This window comes from Steroidobacter sp., from assembly GCF_016790065.1.
Classification (GTDB): Bacteria; Pseudomonadota; Gammaproteobacteria; order Steroidobacterales; family Steroidobacteraceae; genus Steroidobacter.
The window spans coordinates 1-17421 of sequence record NZ_JAEUPY010000116.1 but is presented as its reverse complement, the minus strand read 5'-3'; the positions used below and the strand labels follow the sequence as shown (position 1 = coordinate 17421).

Genomic DNA, 17421 nt, shown 5'->3' with positions numbered 1-17421 from the left:
GCTCAAGCTTCCACAGGCGCGCGGTTCAGCATTGGGAAGCCCAACGCCTCGCGACTCTTGTAATAAGTTTCGGCGACTTCCTTGGCGAGTGCGCGTACGCGCAGGATGAAGCGCTGACGTTCAGTTACCGAGATGGCCTTGCGCGCATCGAGCAAATTGAAAGTGTGCGAGGTCTTGAGCATTTGCTCATAGGCCGGCAGCGCCAGGCCGCTTTCGAGCAGCTTTTTGCAGGCCGCTTCGTGATCGTCGAAGTGACGGAACAGCACCGCAGTATCGGCGTGCTCGAAGTTGTACTTCGACTGCTCTACTTCGTTTTGGTGATAAACGTCGCCGTAGGTCACGCGGCCGAGCGGGCCGTCGGCCCACAACAAGTCATAAACGCTCTGCACGCCCTGCAGATACATGGCGAGGCGTTCCAGACCGTAAGTGATCTCGCCCATCACCGGTTTGCAGTCCAGGCCGCCCACTTGCTGGAAGTAAGTGAACTGGGTGACTTCCATGCCGTTCAGCCAGATTTCCCAACCCAGGCCCCAGGCACCGAGGGTCGGCGATTCCCAGTTGTCTTCGACCAGGCGGATGTCATGGGTCAGCGGGTCGAAGCCCAGGGAGGCCAGCGAGCCCAGATACAGATCGACGATGTTCGGCGGCGACGGCTTCAGCACTACTTGAAATTGGTAGTAGTGCTGCAGGCGGAACGGGTTCTCGCCATAGCGGCCGTCCGTGGGACGGCGCGAGGGCTGAACATAGGCTGCGCTCCACGGTTCCGGGCCAACGGCCCGGAGCAGGGTGCCGGTATGGAAGGTGCCGGCGCCCATTTCCATGTCGTAGGGCTGCAGGATGACGCAACCCTGCTTCGACCAGTACGACTGCAGGGCGAAGATCAATTCCTGAAAGGTCCGCGGCGGGACCACGGCTTTCGATGCGGCCATCTGGGAGATCCGGTTCGTGGGAGAAAAGCGCGCGAGTATACCGTGAGGGGTTTGATCCAAAACTGGGCCCGATGCGGCACAGGTCTCGTTGCGGCCGGCCGGCGACAGCCTTGCTGGCCTGGCTGCCACAGGTTGGGGCCTGGATATGCACCCCTATGGTGCGGGCGGCGCGGTCTATGCTCCAATCCAGGGCGGGCTTTTGTAAGGTTTTCTGCTCCGCGCCATCAAATCCAAGCGTTTGCGCCATGACGGTGCGCTGGCATGGTTCCTGCAATTTTCCACTGCGATTTGTGGACCCGAGCTCGAAGAAAACTTTAGCCATGGCCCACAACCCCACTAGAACCTCCTGGCGTCGTAGCGGCGAGCGACCCGGGACTTCTCAATCTCGCTGTCTACCGGAGGAGAACTCATGACGACCCCCGCTGAAGTCCTCAGCATCCTGAAAGAGAAGGAGGTCAGATACGTTGATCTGCGCTTCACGGACACCCGCGGCAAAGAGCAGCACGTGACCGTCCCGGCGCACACCGTCGATCAAAGCTTCTTCGACGACGGCAAGATGTTCGACGGCTCCTCGATCGCCGGCTGGAAGGGCATCAACGAGTCCGACATGGTGCTCATGCCGGATCCCAGCACCGCCGTGCTCGATCCGTTCTTCGAAGAGACCACGCTGATCATCCGCTGCGACGTGCTCGAGCCCGCGACCATGCAGGGTTACGAGCGTGATCCGCGCTCGATCGCCAAGCGCGCCGAGGCCTACCTGAAGTCCACCGGCGTCGGTGACTCGGCCCTGTTCGGCCCGGAAAACGAATTCTTCATTTTCGACGACGTGAAGTACGGCACCACCATGCAGGGGTCGTTCTTCGAGATCAATTCGGTCGAAGCCGCCTGGTCCTCGGGCAAGGCGTTCGAAGGCGGCAACATGGCGCACCGTCCGGGCGTCAAGGGCGGCTACTTCCCCGTGCCGCCGGTCGACTCGTTCCAGGACATCCGCTCGGCCATGTGTAATGCGCTGGAAGAGCTGGGCATGAAGGTCGAAGTGCACCACCACGAAGTGGCGACCGCCGGCCAGTGCGAAATCGGCGTGAATGCCAATACGCTGGTGAAAAAGGCTGACGAAGTGCAGTTGCTGAAGTACGCGATTCACAACGTCGCGCACGCTTACGGCAAGACCGTCACCTTCATGCCGAAACCCATCGTCGGCGACAACGGCAGCGGCATGCACGTGCACCAGTCGATCCAGAAAGACGGCAAGCCGGCTTTCGCGGGCGACAAGTACGCGGGTCTGTCGGACATGGCGCTGTACTACATCGGCGGCATCATCAAGCACGCCAAGGCCATTAACGCGTTCACGAATGCCAGCACCAACAGCTACAAGCGCCTGGTGCCGCACTTCGAAGCGCCGGTGATGCTGGCGTACTCGGCGCGTAATCGCTCTGCGTCCATTCGTATTCCCTGGGTTGCCAACCCGAAGGGTCGTCGCATCGAAGTGCGCTTCCCGGACTCGACCGCCAATCCGTACCTGGCGTTCGCGGCCATGATGATGGCCGGCCTCGACGGCATTCTGAACAAGATCCACCCGGGCGAAGCCGCGGACAAGGATCTGTACGACCTGCCGCCGGAAGAAGCCAAGAACATTCCGGAAGTCTGCTACTCGCTGGAACAGGCGCTGCAGGCTCTGGATGCCGACCGCACCTTCTTGAAGGCCGGTGGGGTGTTCACTGACGACGTGATCGATGCCTACATCGCCTTGAAGATGCAGGAAGTGACCAAGGTGCGTATGTCCACGCACCCGCTGGAGTTCGAGCTGTATTACAGCGTGTAACTCCGCGCCGTCAGCGGCTGCATTTCGGATGCACGCCGCTGACGAGTTTTTCCTAATGGTGACGGCCATCACAAATGCGCCGTCGCCGCTTTTGTCAGGTCGGGGCGGAGCGGCTATGCTCATTACATATGCGTACGGCGCTTTATGTTCTCCTCGTACTGGCGGCGCCGGCCCTGGCCGGCCAGACCGTTTACACGTGGAAGGACGACAAAGGCGTCACTCACTGGTCGGATCAGCCCGTGCCCGGTGCGAAAAAGGTGGAGTTGAGCAGTTCGAACCGCTCCGCCAACCCGGCCCCGGCTCCGACGCCTCCCGCGCCACCACCGCAGCAGCCGACTTCCAAGGGCCCGGCGTATTCGCGCTTCGTGGTCGAGAGTCCGCAGCAGGATCAAGCTTTCATCAATACCGCTGGCGTGGTTCGCGTGCAGCTGGCAGCTTCGCCGGCGATCGATGCCGAACACATGGTCGCGCTATTTCTGGATGGCGCGCCGGTAGCAGACTTCAATTCGACCTCGCTGAGTCACGAACTCACCAACATGACTCGTGGCACGCACACCGTGAAAGCAACGGTGAGCACCAGTCGGGGTCGTGTGATTCAAGAAACCCCCGAAGTCACGTTCCACGTGCGGCAGGAATCCGCGGCCAAACCGCCGGTCGGCCCGGCCATGCGCAACAATCAGCCGAAGCGTTCGGCTGGCAACAAGCTGCGCACTTCTCAGCCCAGTTACTCGGCATTGAACGGCAGCAAGGCCGTCATCGACCCGACCACCAATCGGCCGGTCGTCACCAAGCCCGCGGCCGTCGGCCCGAAAAACTAACAACCGCTCGCGTTAGTCCGCTGCTCCGAGGAGCGGCGCCGTCGTCCTTTCCTCTGTGTCCACCACTGGCGCGGTGAAGGACGCCAATGGCTGCACAGCCCTCGTACTTAATGGCAAGCGTCATGGCTGACTCGGGCCGCATTCTCGATAGTCTCAGCACCAGCGTGTTGATCGTCGATCGCGATCGTTCGTTGTTGTATTTGAATGTGTCCGCCGAAACGTTGTTCGGCGTGAGTCGCAATCAAGTGCGCGGCCGGCCGCTCGCTGAGTTGTTGGAAGATTCGGCGGTACTCGATGCAGTAATTGATCGAGCGGCCAGCACCTCGCGACCGTTTTCACGACGTGAGTTGGCGCTGACTCCTAGCAATGGCGACGGCGAGCTCATCGTCGATTGCACCGTCGCTCCTTATGAAGAGAGCGGGGCCCCCGGTGCGGTGCTGATCGAAATCGTCGACGCCACTCAGCATCAACGCATCACACGCGAAACCGCGCTGCTGACCCAGATCGGCGGCAGTCGATTGATGATTCGTCAGCTGGCGCACGAAATTAAAAACCCGCTCGGTGGTTTGCGTGGCGCGGCTCAGCTGCTCGCGCGTCAGCTCGATGACGCATCGATGCGTGAATACACGACCGTCATCATCAGCGAAGCGGATCGCTTGGTGACCTTGGTCGATACGTTGCTCGGTCCAGGACATTTGCCGCGCAAGGAATCGATCAACATTCACGAGTTGTTACAACACGTGGGCCATTTGCTCGCGGCCGATGCGCCCGCCGGCGTCGTGGTCGATCGCGACTACGATCCGAGCCTGCCGCCGCTGCATCTGGATCGTAATCTGATCATTCAGGCGATGTTGAATCTGGGCAAGAACGCCATGCAGGCCATTGCTCAAAACATTGCTTCAAACGGCGGTCGCGGTGGCCGCTTGGTGTTGCGCACGCGCGCGCTCACCAATGTAAACATCGGCGCCCGTCGTCATCGACTGGTTGCCAGCGTGCAGTTCGAGGACAACGGCCCCGGCGTCCCCGAACATTTACGGGACACTTTGTTTTATCCACTCGTGACGGGGCGAGCCGACGGTACTGGATTGGGTCTGGCAGTGGCGCAAGACCTGGTGAGTCGTCATGACGGCCTGATCGAATTCGAGAGCAGGCCGGGTCTAACCACTTTTACTATTTTGTTGCCATTCCATGTTACAGACCACACCGGTGAAGCCTCTTAACGTCTGGCTCGTCGATGACGATGCCTCCATCCGCTGGGTCTTGGAGCGTGCTCTTCGCCAAGGCGGCATGGCACCCACGGCCTTCGATCACGCGGACACGGCGCTCGCAGCGCTGCGTCGGGATCGCCCCGATGTGTTGATCACGGACATTCGGATGCCCGGGCGCAGCGGCCTCGAGCTGCTCACCGAGATTCGGGACAATCAGCCCGACTTGCCGGTCATCGTCATGACCGCTCACTCGGATCTCGATAGCGCGGTCGCTGCTTATCAAGGCGGCGCGTTCGAATATTTGCCCAAACCGTTCGATATCGATCAAGCAGTCGATCTGGTGCGGCGTGCGGCTCAACAGAAAACCCGTGTCGAAGAAACATCGACCGAAGCGCGGCGCATTCCTGAAATGCTGGGCCAGGCGCCGGCCATGCAGGAAGTGTTTCGCGCCATCGGTCGGTTGTCGCGTTCGAGCATGACGGTGTTGATCACGGGCGAGTCCGGTACCGGCAAGGAGCTGGTCGCTCGTGCTCTGCATCGTCATAGCCCGCGCGCCAATAAGGCGTTCATCGCGTTGAACACCTCGGCGTTCACGGCCGACTTGCTCGAGTCCGAGTTGTTCGGTCACGAGAAAGGTTCGTTCACCGGTGCCGACGCGCAGCGTCGCGGTCGGTTCGAGCAAGCCGACGGTGGCACGTTGTTCCTCGACGAAATCGGCGATATGTCGCCGCAGCTGCAGACGCGACTGTTGCGTGTGTTGGCGGAAGGCGAGTTCTATCGCGTCGGTGGTCAGGTGCCGGTGCGTGTCGATGTGCGCGTGATCGCTGCGACTCACCAGGATCTGGAAGGTCGCGTGAAACAGAACCTGTTCCGCGAAGACTTGTTACATCGCTTGAATGTGATTCGTATCGAAGTGCCGCCGGTGCGGCAGCGTCGCGAAGATATTCCTGAGTTGCTGATGCACTATTTGACCGAGGCTGCGGTGGAGCTCGGCGTCGAGCCCAAGGTGCTCACGCCGGAAGCGGCGGCGGCGCTGTCCAATTTCGATTGGCCGGGCAATGTGCGTCAGGTGGTCAATGCCTGCCGTCGATTGACGGTGACTGCGCCGGGTCGCGAGATCAAGGCGGAAGATATTCCGAGCGATCTGGGCGGCGTGCCGGGGCCGGCCAAGTTGCAGGATGAGTGGACTCGTCAGCTCACCAACTGGGCCGAGAAGCGTCTGGCTGCCGGCGAAACGCCGCTGCTCGACGACGCCATGCCTGAATTCGAGCGCACGCTGATTCGCGCCGCGCTTCGCAAAGCCGAAGGCGGGCGCCAGGAAGCCGCCAAGCTGCTCGGCTGGGGCCGCAACACGCTGACCCGCAAGCTCAAAGAGTTGGCGATGGACGACGAATAAGCTTCGCTCTGCTACTCTGCCGCCGCCACCGGTGGCAGAGTTTCGCAGTGTTCCACGTCGTTCTTTTCCAGCCCGAGATTCCTCCGAACACGGGCAACATCATTCGGCTGTGTGCCAACTCCGGCTCAGCGCTGCATTTGATCCGGCCGCTGGGCTTCGACATCAGCGAAAAAGCCGTGCGTCGCGCTGGCATGGACTACGCCGATATGGCGAATGTTCGAGCCTGGGATTCGCTCGAGGAATGTTTCAGCGCCATCCAGCCGAACCGATGGTTCGCCATCTCGACGCGCGGCAAGTCGCGTTACGACCAGGTGAAATACGCGCCCGGCGACGCATTCCTATTCGGCCCGGAAACGCGCGGTCTACCGCAGGAGCTATTGGAAACCTGCCCGGCCGAACAGCGCCTGACCATCCCCATGCGCCCCGGCAACCGCAGTTTGAATCTATCGAACGCCGCCGCCGTGATCGTTTACGAAGCCTGGCGCCAGTTGGATTTCGTTATTCCGGCTTGAGCGCGCGGCTCATCAATTCTTTCACGGCGTCTTTGGGCGCGACGCCCTCGTGCACCACGCGATAAACCTGCTCGCAAATCGGCATCTCGACACCGGCGCGTTGCGCGACGCTGCGAACCGCATTGGCAGCCAACACACCTTCAACGACCTGCCCGATCGTCTTTTGCGCGGCAGCGACATTTTCGCCTGAGGCCAGCGCCAAACCGAACCGCCGATTGCGCGATTGATTGTCGGTGCACGTCAGCACCAAATCGCCAAGCCCAGCTAATCCCATAAATGTTTCTTTTCTCGCACCGAGCGCCACGCCGAGTCGAGTCATCTCGACCAAGCCGCGCGCAATCAAAGCGATTCGGGTGTTGGCGCCAAAGCCCAGCCCATCGGAAATACCTGCGCCGATGGCCATGACGTTTTTAATCGCGCCACCGACTTCGACGCCAGTGATATCGGTCGAGGTGTAAGCGCGGAAGTTCTGGCCAGAAAAACGCTGTGCCAGCTCGGCGGCGTATTCTGGATCCGACGCAGCGATGGTCATCGCAGTCGGTAAGCCCGCGCCCACTTCCTTGGCAAACGTCGGCCCGGAAATCACTGCGGTTGGAACGCTTTCACCGAGCACTTCGCGTGCGACTTGGTGTGGCAGCAAGCCAGTAGACAGCTCGAATCCCTTGGTCGCCCAAGCAACGCGAGCTTCGGCACGCAGATGAGGAGCAATCTCCTGAAGCATTCCGCGCAAGGCATGACTAGGCACAGCCACGATGACATCGCGGCTGACCTGGAGTGCCGACTTCAGCTCGGGCTCGATGCGCAGCTGCTCGGGAAACGGAGCATCGGGCAAGTAACGAGCGTTACGCCGATCACGAGCCAATTCGGCGAGATGCGTCGCGTCGCGACCCCACAGCAAAGTAGGTAACGCGACGCGAGCCAATTGGATCGCGAGCGCCGTGCCCCAAGAGCCGGCGCCCAGCACCACGCATGTCGAGCCGTCGGGTGCCGCGTTGGCAGCCTCTGGCACAGACATGGCTAGATCAGTTGACCGAGTTGGCGCCCGGAGCGTCCGGCTGCTGTCCCTGAGCACGGGCCGCAGCCTGCGCGAACAGCGCGTCGAAGTTGACCGGCGGCAACAGGAACGGCGGGAAGCCGCCCTTCATCAACAGATCCGAAATCACCTGACGCGCATACGGCAGCAAGTAGTTCGGGCAGAAGATGCCCAACAGCCGCTGCATGTCTTCGGCCGGCACGTTGCGAATGCCGAATGCGCCCGCCTGCTGCAGCTCGACCAGCCACAGAGTCTTGTCGCCGGCCTGCGCTTCGACGCGCACCGTCAACACCACTTCCTTCATGTCGCCACCGATGTCATTGACCGCGGTGTTGAGGTTCAGGTTGATGGTGGGATTGGTGCTCGGATTGACGCGCGGGCCGACCGGCGCCTCGAAAGACACGTCCTTCAGATACACGGCCTGCGGCGCGAACTGCGGCGCATTGGGATCTGTGGACTGGCCGTTGGCCGCGGGTACTTCGTCAACCATGATGTCGAAACCTTGTTTACTTGCTTACTTGGGGCAATTGGGCGAGCAGTTTATCTAATTCCCCGGCTCTATCGAGAGCCGCGAGATCGTCGTAGCCGCCGACGTGGCGTTCGCCGATGAAGATCTGCGGCACGGTACGACGGCCGCCGCTCTTCTGCAGCATCACTTCGCGCTCGCCGGGCACTTCGTCGACCTTGATCTCACGAAAAGCCGCGCCTTTGCGCTCGAACAGATTGCGCGCGCGCTGACAGTAGCCGCACCACGCAGTGGAATACATAACGATTTCGTCAGCTGTTTTATCGGTTGCGCTCATCAACCCTTACCGTCCTTCTTGGCGGCGCCCTTCACCAACGGCAGATTTTCCTGCCGCCAGCTGTTCAAGCCGCCGCTCAAGGTCACCACCTTATTGAAGCCGGCGGCACGCAACTGACGTGCGGCGGCGGCTGAGGTAAAGCCGCCATCGCAGTAGACGATGACAGGCTTCTCCTTGAATTTCTTCAAGGATTCCGCGCGGCTGGCAATTTCAGCCGCAGGAATGTGGCGCGCCTCGATGATGTGGCCAGCCTCGTAATCCTTGCCTTCACGAACGTCCACCAGCAGCGCGCCGGTGTTTTGCAGCCGTACGGCATCGGCGGTGCCGATGCTATTACTGCCACGAGCTCGTTGACGCAGCTCGATCACAATCGCAATAACAGCGAGAATCGCCGCTGCGGTGACCAGGAACGGATGGTTGGTGGTGTATTCGAAGAATCGATTCATTGCAGCAGGTCGGGCAGTAACCCGGGACGGGGCTGGCAAAAGGGCGCGAAGTATAGCAGTCGGGCCGGCTCGCCAAGTTCCTAGTCAGCCGCGCTCGGTCCTACTGGCCGCCGTGGCGGCCTTGCTGTGCACAGTTGGGTTGGGGACCGGGGCTTTTCAAGCCCAGGCCGCCGGCGCGGCCACGCCTGCCGCCAAGGAAGCCGAACTCAAGCAGGTGCGTAATCGGATCGACTCCATCCGCCGGAGCATTCAGGCCGACGCCGAGCGGCGCGACAGCCTGGCCGGGCAGGTCAAAGAAGCCGAGCTGAAGATTCAGACCGCCCGTGAGCGCCTGTCCGACGTGCGCGCCCGGCGCATCGCCTCTGAGAACCGGCTGGCCGATCTGAAAGCCGAACAGCAGGCCACCAATCAGCGCATCGACGAAGAGCGCGGCGCGCTCGGCGCCGAAGTGCGGGTCGCGTACATGAACGGTCATCAGGAGCAGCTCAAGCTGCTGCTCAATCAGCAGGACCCGGCGCAGCTCGGGCGCATGGTGGCCTACTACGGATATTTCGGTCGCGCACGCGCCGAGCGCATCACTGCAATCAGCGAGCACCTGGCGCATCTGGAATTGCTTTCGGAAAGCATCGCCACTGAAACGGAACAACTGCGCGCGCTCGAGGACGATCAGTCGCGCGATGTGAAAACGCTGGCCGGCGCTCGCGATCAACGCGCACGCACGCTGGCTCAAGTGCAGTCGAAAATAAAAAATCGTAACGACGAACTCGCCAAATTACAGCGCGAAGCGCAGGCGCTGGAAAAACTGGTCGAACAGTTGCGTCGAGCCATCGAAGAATTTCCCGAACTGTCGGATCAGCCGTTCCAACGCGTGAAAGGCAAATTGCCTTGGCCGGTGAAGGGCGCGACGTTGGCTCGCTTCGGGCAATTGCGCGCCGGCGGTCCGTTGAAATGGCAAGGGATGGTGATCGGCGCCGAGCGGGGCACTCAAGTGCGAGCGCCATTCCATGGTCGTGTGGTGTATGCCGATTGGCTGCCCGGCATGGGCCTGCTGGTGGTGCTGGATCACGGCGGCGGCTATATGAGTTTGTATGGTCATAATGAGCAGGTGTATCGCCGCGTTGGCGACCGGGTCGCGCCGGGCGATCCATTGGCCGCGGTCGGCGATGCGGCCGGCCTGGGCAAACCGGGCCTGTACTTTGAAATTCGCAAAGGTCGCGAAGCACTCGATCCGGGCGGTTGGCTGGTCAAACGCTAGTGCTAGTACTTAGCCGTTGTGACGTGGCTCACTGTCGCCCGTCCGCGGCCTGTCGAGCCGTTTGACGCTTGTCACTCAGGAACGCCTGAATCGAGCCTAAGGGCGTCACAGCACGGAAAAAATGCGGCGGACTTCAAAGAAGCGCCGCGGTGCTGCCCGGATCATCGTCGCCATGAGCAGCAGCGCCGATGACGAAACCGTAGAAACGACCGCATTTTCGACCAGCCTCGATCCCTACGGCCAGTTGGTTCGCGTGTTGATGCCGCGGGCCTCGTACATCGCCATTTTCGATCGTTTGAGCACGCCGCTGTGGCTGTCCGACGGCTACGATGGCACTGACTTGTTACATCTGGTCGAGGAGTCGTTGAGCGCTGCTCGCCAGGAAGGCGCGAGTAAAGACGAAGCACATCGGCATGGCTTCTCACGCAGCTGGGACGGCGACACTGCGTACGTTTTCATTCTGCGCGATGGCGCCAATCTGCTCGGCGGTCTCGCGGTCTCCTGTCAGGACGGTAGCAACGGTGCGCGCAGCTCAGCGTTCGTGCACGGTTTGTTACGACCTGCGCTGCAAGTGTTGGCGCGTGAGCTGGCTCATCAACAGAGCGTTGGCGATCTGCGCCGGAATCTTTCATCGCGCGACGGCGATCTCGCGTTGTTGCTGGAAGCCAGCGGTGCGGCTCAGGAACGCGATGACGACGATCTGGAACGACTGCTCAAGCAATGTGTGAGCAATCTGGACTGCGCGGTCGGCGCACTGTTGATTCCTGATCGCAAGATTGCACTGTGCTGTGCCGCTGATGGCACGGTGCGTAGCGCCGACGCCGAGGTCTTGGAAAAAACCAAGAAACATTTGCTGGCGTGGGTGCAGGTTCAGCGCCGGGCGCTGGTGTTGAACAAGACGCCGCCGAACAGTCCGCTCGGTTCGTTACCGTACAAGATCCTGGCTTGTCCGATCCGGCATGGCGTGGAGCAAGTTGCCGGCGTACTCATTCTATTCAAACGGGTCGGTCAGGCCGAGTTCGACGCGCGCCAAGTGCGCATCGTCGAGTTGCTCAGCCGGCGCATCGCGCACGTCGTACAAAGCGTTTACGACCCGGCGACCGGGTTGCTGACTCGTACCGCCTTCGAACAGCGAGTGCTGGCGTCGTTGGCCGGCGCCGAAGCGAATGACCAACACTGCGTGGTCTATGCCGACGTGGATCGCCTGCACCTGGTCAACGAAAACCACGGCATGCATGTAGGCGACGAAGTCATCGTGCGCGTCGCCGAGACTATTCGCGACAATCTGCCGGCGAATGTCAGCGCGTCCCGGCTCGCCGGCGACCGCTTCGCCCTGTTCTTTCCCAACGAGCACAGCGACACGGTGTTGCCGCTGGCCGAGAAGTTACGCGACGCCGTGCGCTGCACGGAATTCCGCCGGGAACAGCAAGTCATCCCGCTGTCGATCAGCTTCGGGGTCGCGGCCGTGCCCAACGTTCGCTATCCGTTGTCGCATGCCCTGGCCGCCGCCGAAGTGGCCTGCAAGGCGGCGAAAGATCGCGGCCGAGGCCGGGTCGAGGCGTATCGCGAGGCTGACCGCAACGTTTCGCGTCCGGCGGAAGACGCGGCGCTGCTCGGCAGTTTGCGCGAAGCCATCGTCAACGATCGATTTCGGATGGATGCTCAACCCATCGTTCGGCTGCACGACAGCGGCGCTCAGCCGCATCGTTTCGAGCTGTTGTTGCGGATGATCGACAGTTCCGGCGAACGCATCACACCGGATAAATTTCTGTCCGCAGCGGAGCGCTACCAGCTGGCCACCGATATCGATCGGTGGGTTGTGAACTACGCGTTGGAAGTGCTTTCTTCCGCGTCGCCAGCGCTGTTGCGGCTGGATGCCCACTTCTCCATCAACATTGCCGGCCAGTCGCTGGGTGACCCGGAGTTCAGCCGCTTCCTGGAGCAGCGCCTGCGTGAATTTGCGTTGCCGCCACAGTTGTTGTCGTTCGAAATCGCCGAGACCGCGGCGGTGGCCAACATCGTGCAAGCCGAACAGTTGATTCGTCGCGTACGCGATCTGGGCTACGCTATCGCCCTGGACGATTTCGGGCGCGGTTTGTCGTCGCTCACGTATCTGAAATCATTGCCGGTGTCGCATTTGAAAATCGACGGCGGCTTGATACGCGAGCTGGTCGGCAAGCAACCGGCGCAGTCCATGGTGACCGCCATCGTTCAGCTGGCGCGCGCCATGAACCTAAAGACCACTGCCGAATGTATCGAGAGCGAGGCCATCCTGGCCGCGGTCGGACAGCTCGGCGTGGACTTCGGCCAAGGCTTTGCCATCGGGCGGCCGCGACCGGTCGAACAGGTTCTGCAGGATTTGCTGCGTGGTTCGGCGGGCGTGGTGCGCCAGCCGGCCACAGCGCGTCCGAACCGTTTGGTCAGCTGATTCAGCAGCCATCTCATTGTCGCTGCGGGTATCGGACTGACAGTCTGCAACGGCGTGCTTTGACGCCGGTCACAGTTCGATGAACGGGCTCGAGCGGTCCTAGTATTCAATGAACATTTCTTGAACCGCGTCCAGGATTGATGGCGGCGCGAGCCGCATTGTCGCGGCACCTGGACGTGTACTATGTTTAAAGGCCGCCGCACTTGAAGTCTCATTCCCGCAAGGTCATGTCACGAGTAGTTATGCCGGTTCGCTTCGCGCTGATCTTAGGGATCGGCGTGGTCATGGGCTTTGGCCTGTCGGTGGGGCGCCCGGTGCAGGCCCAGCGGGACATCGAGCCGCCGGTGACGGCTGCCAAGGGCGACAGCGAACGCTCCGTGCCTTGGCAGGACGCGCGGCTGCTGGCCGAAGTGCTCGAGCACGTCCGTAAGGAATATGTCGAAAAGATCTCCGACGAGGAACTGATCGAAGCCGCCATCCGCGGCATGATCGCGGACCTGGATGCGCACTCGGCGTTCCTGGACCCGCAGGAGTTCGATGAGATCCGTATCAGCACCACCGGTGAATATTCCGGCGTCGGCATCGAGGTCGCGCTCGACAACGGCGTGGTCAAAGTCGTGAACCCGATCGAGGGCACGCCGGCGCAGAAGGCCGGAGTCATGGCTGGCGACACCATCCTCGCCGTCGACGATGTGCCGGTCAGCGTCGAGAACCTCAACGACACTATCGATCGCATGCGTGGCAAGGCCGGCACCGCGGTCAAGATCAGCATCGCTCGCGCCAATCAGAAAGATCCGCTGGAATTCACCTTGTCGCGCGCCGCCGTGCAAGTTCACAGCGTGCGTGAACAGTTGTTCGACGACGGCATCGGTTATGTGCGCATCTCGCACTTCAGCGAGACCACCACGCCGGACCTGGAACGCTCCATCAACAATTTGAAGAAGAAACACGGCGGCAGCTTGAACGGCCTGGTGCTCGACCTGCGTAACAATCCCGGCGGCGTGCTGGAAGCGGCGGTCGGCGTCTCGGACGTGTTTCTGGACGACGGTGTGATCGTGACTGCCAACGGTCGTGCCGCCGATGCTCGCTTCGAAATGGATGCACGGCCTGGCGATGCGCTCGATGGCGCTCCCATGGTGGTGCTGGTGAACGGCGGCTCGGCCTCGGCGTCGGAAATCGTCGCGGGCGCCTTGCAGGATCATCACCGTGCCACGCTGGTCGGCCGTCAGACCTATGGCAAGGGTTCGGTGCAGACGGTGGTGCCGCTGTCCGACGGGCATGCGATCAAGCTCACCACCTCCAAATATTTCACCCCCTCGGGCGCGTCCATTCATGAGAAGGGCATCAAGCCCGACGTGGTCGTGAATGAGAAGGACTTGCCGAAGCCCAAGGAAGGCGCGGACGTGACCGAGTCCTACGGCGTGCTGAAAGACGACTACGAGTTGCAGTTGGCGCTCAGCACCTTGCAACAGAAGTCGTCGGGCGCCATCCGCCAGAGTCGCGCGCCGTAACGTTGCATGCGCTCGGCTCAGCCAGCAGCGGCCCAAACGCAGGGATTTGCGACTAGGGCGCTGTTGTGTCTGGAGCTGCTGACGCTGGCCATCGGCGCGCTGCAATTCGCATTCGTTCCCTATTCGGTGGAGCGGCCCATCTTGGCCGCCGCCGCTCTGGGTCTACTGACCGTCAGCATTCTGTTCGCGCGCACCGTGCCGGCCTTGCAACGGCCGATCGCGCGTCAGCACTGCGTCGATCTCGCGGCACTGGTTGTGTGTATCACTTTGTTTGCTGTGGCGACCGGTTCGGCACACAGCTTCATCGTGCCGCTGTATTTGATTCCGCTGGTCGGCGCAGCATTGGCGTTCGGGCGCTGGTGGGTGGTGCTGATCCTGGCGACGGTGATTGCCGCGGTGGGTTTCTTGCTGGGCGCGCTGACGCCGCAGGTCGATGTCGCCGGTCCGGAATTCGGTGTGCAGTTGTTGAGCGTGTTGGCGCCGGGCGCCGCGGTTGCTTTGATCATCGCGGCGTTGATCGAACAGATGCACAGCGCCGTGCAACGGATCAGCGACCTGGCCTCGACCGACGCGCTCACCGGCTTGCTGAACCTGCGCTCCTTCGAAGAAATCCTGCAACAGGAACATCGCAAAGCCGAGCGCTTCGGCCGGCCTTACACCGTGGTGGTGGTCGACGTCGACAACCTGGCCAACATCAACGAGACCATGGGGCATGACGCCGGCAGTCAGGTGTTGGGCGCAGTGGCTGCAGCCATCACTCGTTCGATTCGTAATTCGGATGTCGCGGCCCGGCTGGGCGGCGATGAATTCGTGGTGTTGTTGACCGAAGCCGATTCAGCCATGGGCGGCGCCATCGCCACGCGCATTCGTAACAATGTTTATGCCGGCACGGTGTCGGTGGCGAATCGAATGGTCCGTGCCAACGTCAATGTGGGCACGGCCAACTTCCCCGAGGATCATCTGTATCCCAAGGAGCTGATGATCCTGGCCGATCAGAACATGCAGCAGGATCGCGCCCTGCGGCGTCAGCCCCAGTAGCTATCTACCAGGCGGCGCCGAGCAGAATCGCTCGGATCGCCCAGATCACGATGCCCATCAACAGCGCCAGCGTTGGAAAGGCGGTGAGCCCGAAGCCCAGCGAACGAGTCCTGGGATCGCGCACGTAGGACATCGCATAGATTGATCGGCCCAGGATGAACACCACGCCCAGCGCAGCGGCCCACAACGGACTGATGTAAGCGGCGAAGATCCACAGCGCCGGCAGGAACATCACCAGCTGTTCCAGAGTGTTCATTTGCACCCGGAAATGGCGCTCGAACACCTCGTGACCGGTGGTGGCCGGCGCCGCCACTCCGTAGCGCCCACGGGCGCGGGCTACTTGCAGGCCGAGGTATAAGAACTGCAGCAGAGCCACGACGGTGACTAAGGCGACGAAAGGCATTGCGCTCCCTCCTGGTTGACCCTATATGGGGTCGTATTGTCGTGCAGCTCCTGCACATCCATGCCCCTGCTGCATTCGAGCATCCTGCCCATCAAAGGATCCCATCATGACCGGATTTTTCTTGCGAGCCGCCATTGTCGCCCTGGGCTTGTGGCTGGCCACTCAAATTTTCGATGGGCTGGTGTTCGACAGTCCCGGGACGTTGCTGGCCGCCGCGCTGCTGCTCGGCATCGTCAACGCCATCGTCCGGCCCATTGCCGTGATCCTCACCCTGCCGCTGACCTTGCTGTCGCTGGGCCTGTTCCTGCTGGTCATCAACGCCGGCATGCTCAGCCTGGTGGCGCTGCTGCTGAGCGGCTTCCACATCAGCAGCTTCTGGACCGCGCTCGGCGGCTCGTTGATCGTCAGCCTGACCTCGTGGCTGGCTTCCGGCATGATCGCCAACAACGGCCGCGTGCAAGTGATCACGATGAAAAAGTAATCAGCTGGCCGGCTCCCGCGCGCCGCGCTTGGCGACGCGATACAGGATCCAGCCGATCAGCGCGAAGATCGCCAGGCCGACCAGCTCGCCGAACTGCAACATCCCGGGCAGTGCCAGCACATCCGAGCGTCCGGTGGAAACGATCGGCACGGCGATCAGGATGCCCATTAGCGCCTCGCCGGTGATCAAGCCGGCCGAGAACAACACACCTTTGCGATGCACGCGTTCGGCCGCGTCGGGATCGTTATGAACTCCGGCGGCGCGCTCAACCAAGTGCGCCAGCAGGCCGCCGATGAAGATCGGCACAGTCAGATCCAACGGCAAATAAATGCCCACCGCCGCGGCCAGCACCGGTGTGCGGAAATTCGAGCCGCTCTTTTTCAGCAGCTCGTCACAAACAATGATGGCGGCACCGATGCCGACGCCGATCCAGATCAAATCCCAAGGCAGTTCGCCGCCGAACAAACCTTTCGCCACCGAGGCCATCAAGGTGGCCTGCGGTGCCAGCAGCGGATTGGGATGATCCGCCGTGGGCACGCCAATGCCATAAGCCTTGGCTAGCAAATTCAACACGGGCGCCATGACGAGCGCACACGATGCCGCACCGATGGCCAACATCAACTGCTGTCGCCACGGCGTAGCGCCGATCATGTAGCCGCATTTCAAATCTTGCAGGTTGTCGCCGGCGACGGCCGCCGCACAACAGACGACCGCGCCGATGACGATGGCAGCGACCGGACCGAGCGGTGCGTTGCTGCCCATGAGCCCAGCCAACACCAGCGAGGCAAACAAAATCGTGCCAATAGTGATGCCCGACACCGGATTGTTGGAGGAGCCCACCAAGCCGGCCATGTAGGCCGACACCGAGCTGAACAAGAAGCCGGCGACGATCATGATGATGGTCATCGTGATGGACACGCTCAGGTCCTGCACGATGGCGTAATACAGACCGGCGAGTGGCAACGTGAAGGCGACCAAGCCGACCAGCACGGCCTTCATTGGCAAATCGCGCTCGGTCTCGGCGACCACTTTCGAGGCGCCGGCACGCGCTGCTTCCAAGCCGCTGCGAACGCCGGAGAGCAACGACTTACGCAGCGAGATCAGCGTCCAGATGCCGCCCACCAACATCGCGCCGACGCCGAGATAACGAATCTGCGAACTCCAGATCGCGCCGGCCGCGTCTTCGGCGCTGAGGCCGGCTATCTTCGCGGCGAGCGCGGGATTGCCGTCGAGAAAGAACGCGCTGTAAGTCGGAATGGCAATGTTCCACGACAAGATGCCGCCGACCATGACCACGATGCCGATGTTGAGCCCGACGATGTAACCGACGCCGAGCAG

The 17421-nt window shown here is 61.7% G+C and carries 17 protein-coding genes; 10 read left to right on the top strand and 7 right to left on the bottom strand.

The genetic code is table 11. From position 1 onward, the window contains the following. Positions 1 to 2: 2 nt before the first annotated feature. A complete protein-coding gene (gene glyQ / locus JNL55_RS04990; RefSeq protein WP_293850165.1) occupies positions 3 to 929 on the bottom strand; it encodes a glycine--tRNA ligase subunit alpha in 927 nt (308 codons plus the stop codon). A gap of 409 nt (positions 930 to 1338) precedes the next feature. Here glyQ and glnA point away from each other — a divergent pair, with 409 nt between their 5' ends. From glnA to JNL55_RS04965, 5 genes are all read left to right on the top strand, one after another. Next, a complete protein-coding gene (gene glnA / locus JNL55_RS04985; RefSeq protein ID WP_293850163.1) occupies positions 1339 to 2751 on the top strand; it encodes a glutamate--ammonia ligase in 1413 nt (470 codons plus the stop codon). Positions 2752 to 2879: 128 nt separating this feature from the next. After that, complete coding sequence (locus JNL55_RS04980) at positions 2880 to 3569, top strand: DUF4124 domain-containing protein (protein ID WP_293850161.1); 690 nt, start codon at positions 2880 to 2882, stop codon at positions 3567 to 3569. Positions 3570 to 3691: 122 nt separating this feature from the next. Beyond that, on the top strand, positions 3692 to 4789 hold the full coding sequence (gene glnL, locus JNL55_RS04975) for a nitrogen regulation protein NR(II) (RefSeq protein ID WP_293850158.1): 1098 nt from the start codon (positions 3692 to 3694) through the stop codon (positions 4787 to 4789). Next, positions 4776 to 6173 (top strand): nitrogen regulation protein NR(I), encoded by a 1398-nt coding sequence (ntrC, locus tag JNL55_RS04970; RefSeq protein ID WP_293850155.1) that lies wholly within the window; start codon positions 4776 to 4778, stop codon positions 6171 to 6173. The genes glnL and ntrC overlap by 14 nt, the downstream gene beginning before the upstream one ends. 47 nt (positions 6174 to 6220) lie before the next feature. Then, positions 6221 to 6685 carry a tRNA (cytidine(34)-2'-O)-methyltransferase gene (locus JNL55_RS04965; protein ID WP_293850153.1) on the top strand — a complete coding sequence of 155 codons (465 nt, stop codon included), beginning with the start codon at positions 6221 to 6223 and terminating at the stop codon, positions 6683 to 6685. On the opposite strand, the gene JNL55_RS04960 is transcribed toward JNL55_RS04965, so the two are convergent. From JNL55_RS04960 to JNL55_RS04945, 4 genes are read right to left on the bottom strand one after another with little or no spacing between them, the layout of a single operon-like run. Then, on the bottom strand, positions 6672 to 7700 hold the full coding sequence (locus tag JNL55_RS04960) for an NAD(P)H-dependent glycerol-3-phosphate dehydrogenase (protein WP_293850150.1): 1029 nt from the start codon (positions 7698 to 7700) through the stop codon (positions 6672 to 6674). The genes JNL55_RS04965 and JNL55_RS04960 overlap by 14 nt on opposite strands. 7 nt (positions 7701 to 7707) lie before the next feature. Then, complete coding sequence (gene secB, locus JNL55_RS04955) at positions 7708 to 8208, bottom strand: protein-export chaperone SecB (protein ID WP_293850148.1); 501 nt, start codon at positions 8206 to 8208, stop codon at positions 7708 to 7710. 16 nt (positions 8209 to 8224) lie between these two features. Further along, positions 8225 to 8521, bottom strand: a complete 297-nt coding sequence (gene grxC, locus JNL55_RS04950) for a glutaredoxin 3 (protein WP_293850146.1) — start codon at positions 8519 to 8521, stop codon at positions 8225 to 8227. Beyond that, positions 8521 to 8967: a rhodanese-like domain-containing protein gene (locus JNL55_RS04945; RefSeq protein WP_293850144.1), complete on the bottom strand. Its 447-nt coding sequence runs from the start codon at positions 8965 to 8967 to the stop codon at positions 8521 to 8523. The genes grxC and JNL55_RS04945 overlap by 1 nt, the downstream gene beginning before the upstream one ends. 139 nt (positions 8968 to 9106) lie before the next feature. On the opposite strand from JNL55_RS04945, the gene JNL55_RS04940 reads away from it, so the two are divergent. From JNL55_RS04940 to JNL55_RS04925, 4 genes are all read left to right on the top strand, one after another. After that, positions 9107 to 10222, top strand: coding sequence for a murein hydrolase activator EnvC family protein (locus JNL55_RS04940; RefSeq protein WP_293850142.1), 1116 nt, complete (start codon positions 9107 to 9109; stop codon positions 10220 to 10222). 172 nt (positions 10223 to 10394) lie between these two features. Next, positions 10395 to 12650: an EAL domain-containing protein gene (locus JNL55_RS04935; protein ID WP_293850139.1), complete on the top strand. Its 2256-nt coding sequence runs from the start codon at positions 10395 to 10397 to the stop codon at positions 12648 to 12650. A 227-nt stretch (positions 12651 to 12877) separates the two neighbouring features. Next, positions 12878 to 14161, top strand: coding sequence for a S41 family peptidase (locus JNL55_RS04930; protein ID WP_293850136.1), 1284 nt, complete (start codon positions 12878 to 12880; stop codon positions 14159 to 14161). 6 nt (positions 14162 to 14167) lie between these two features. Next, positions 14168 to 15199, top strand: coding sequence for a GGDEF domain-containing protein (locus tag JNL55_RS04925; RefSeq protein WP_293850133.1), 1032 nt, complete (start codon positions 14168 to 14170; stop codon positions 15197 to 15199). A 4-nt stretch (positions 15200 to 15203) separates the two neighbouring features. Here the strand turns inward: JNL55_RS04925 and JNL55_RS04920 are convergent, their stop codons facing one another. Further along, entirely contained in the window at positions 15204 to 15602 is a 399-nt protein-coding gene (locus JNL55_RS04920; protein WP_293850130.1) for an MAPEG family protein, read from the bottom strand. Positions 15603 to 15708: 106 nt separating this feature from the next. On the opposite strand from JNL55_RS04920, the gene JNL55_RS04915 reads away from it, so the two are divergent. Further along, positions 15709 to 16083, top strand: coding sequence for a phage holin family protein (locus JNL55_RS04915; protein ID WP_293850127.1), 375 nt, complete (start codon positions 15709 to 15711; stop codon positions 16081 to 16083). Here JNL55_RS04915 and JNL55_RS04910 read toward each other — a convergent pair. Then, on the bottom strand, positions 16084 to 17421 hold a 1338-nt coding region (locus JNL55_RS04910; RefSeq protein ID WP_293850124.1), incomplete at its 5' end, for an OPT family oligopeptide transporter.

Coding starts and splice junctions, on each gene's coding strand:
- JNL55_RS04935 (WP_293850139.1), top strand. CDS start 10,395: ATGAGCAGCAGCGCCGATGACGAAACCGTAGAAACGACCGCATTTTCG.
- secB (WP_293850148.1), bottom strand. CDS start 8,208: ATGGTTGACGAAGTACCCGCGGCCAACGGCCAGTCCACAGATCCCAAT.
- JNL55_RS04915 (WP_293850127.1), top strand. CDS start 15,709: ATGACCGGATTTTTCTTGCGAGCCGCCATTGTCGCCCTGGGCTTGTGG.
- JNL55_RS04925 (WP_293850133.1), top strand. CDS start 14,168: ATGCGCTCGGCTCAGCCAGCAGCGGCCCAAACGCAGGGATTTGCGACT.
- JNL55_RS04930 (WP_293850136.1), top strand. CDS start 12,878: ATGTCACGAGTAGTTATGCCGGTTCGCTTCGCGCTGATCTTAGGGATC.
- JNL55_RS04945 (WP_293850144.1), bottom strand. CDS start 8,967: ATGAATCGATTCTTCGAATACACCACCAACCATCCGTTCCTGGTCACC.
- JNL55_RS04920 (WP_293850130.1), bottom strand. CDS start 15,602: ATGCCTTTCGTCGCCTTAGTCACCGTCGTGGCTCTGCTGCAGTTCTTA.
- glnA (WP_293850163.1), top strand. CDS start 1,339: ATGACGACCCCCGCTGAAGTCCTCAGCATCCTGAAAGAGAAGGAGGTC.
- glnL (WP_293850158.1), top strand. CDS start 3,692: ATGGCTGACTCGGGCCGCATTCTCGATAGTCTCAGCACCAGCGTGTTG.
- glyQ (WP_293850165.1), bottom strand. CDS start 929: ATGGCCGCATCGAAAGCCGTGGTCCCGCCGCGGACCTTTCAGGAATTG.
- JNL55_RS04960 (WP_293850150.1), bottom strand. CDS start 7,700: ATGTCTGTGCCAGAGGCTGCCAACGCGGCACCCGACGGCTCGACATGC.
- JNL55_RS04980 (WP_293850161.1), top strand. CDS start 2,880: ATGCGTACGGCGCTTTATGTTCTCCTCGTACTGGCGGCGCCGGCCCTG.
- grxC (WP_293850146.1), bottom strand. CDS start 8,521: ATGAGCGCAACCGATAAAACAGCTGACGAAATCGTTATGTATTCCACT.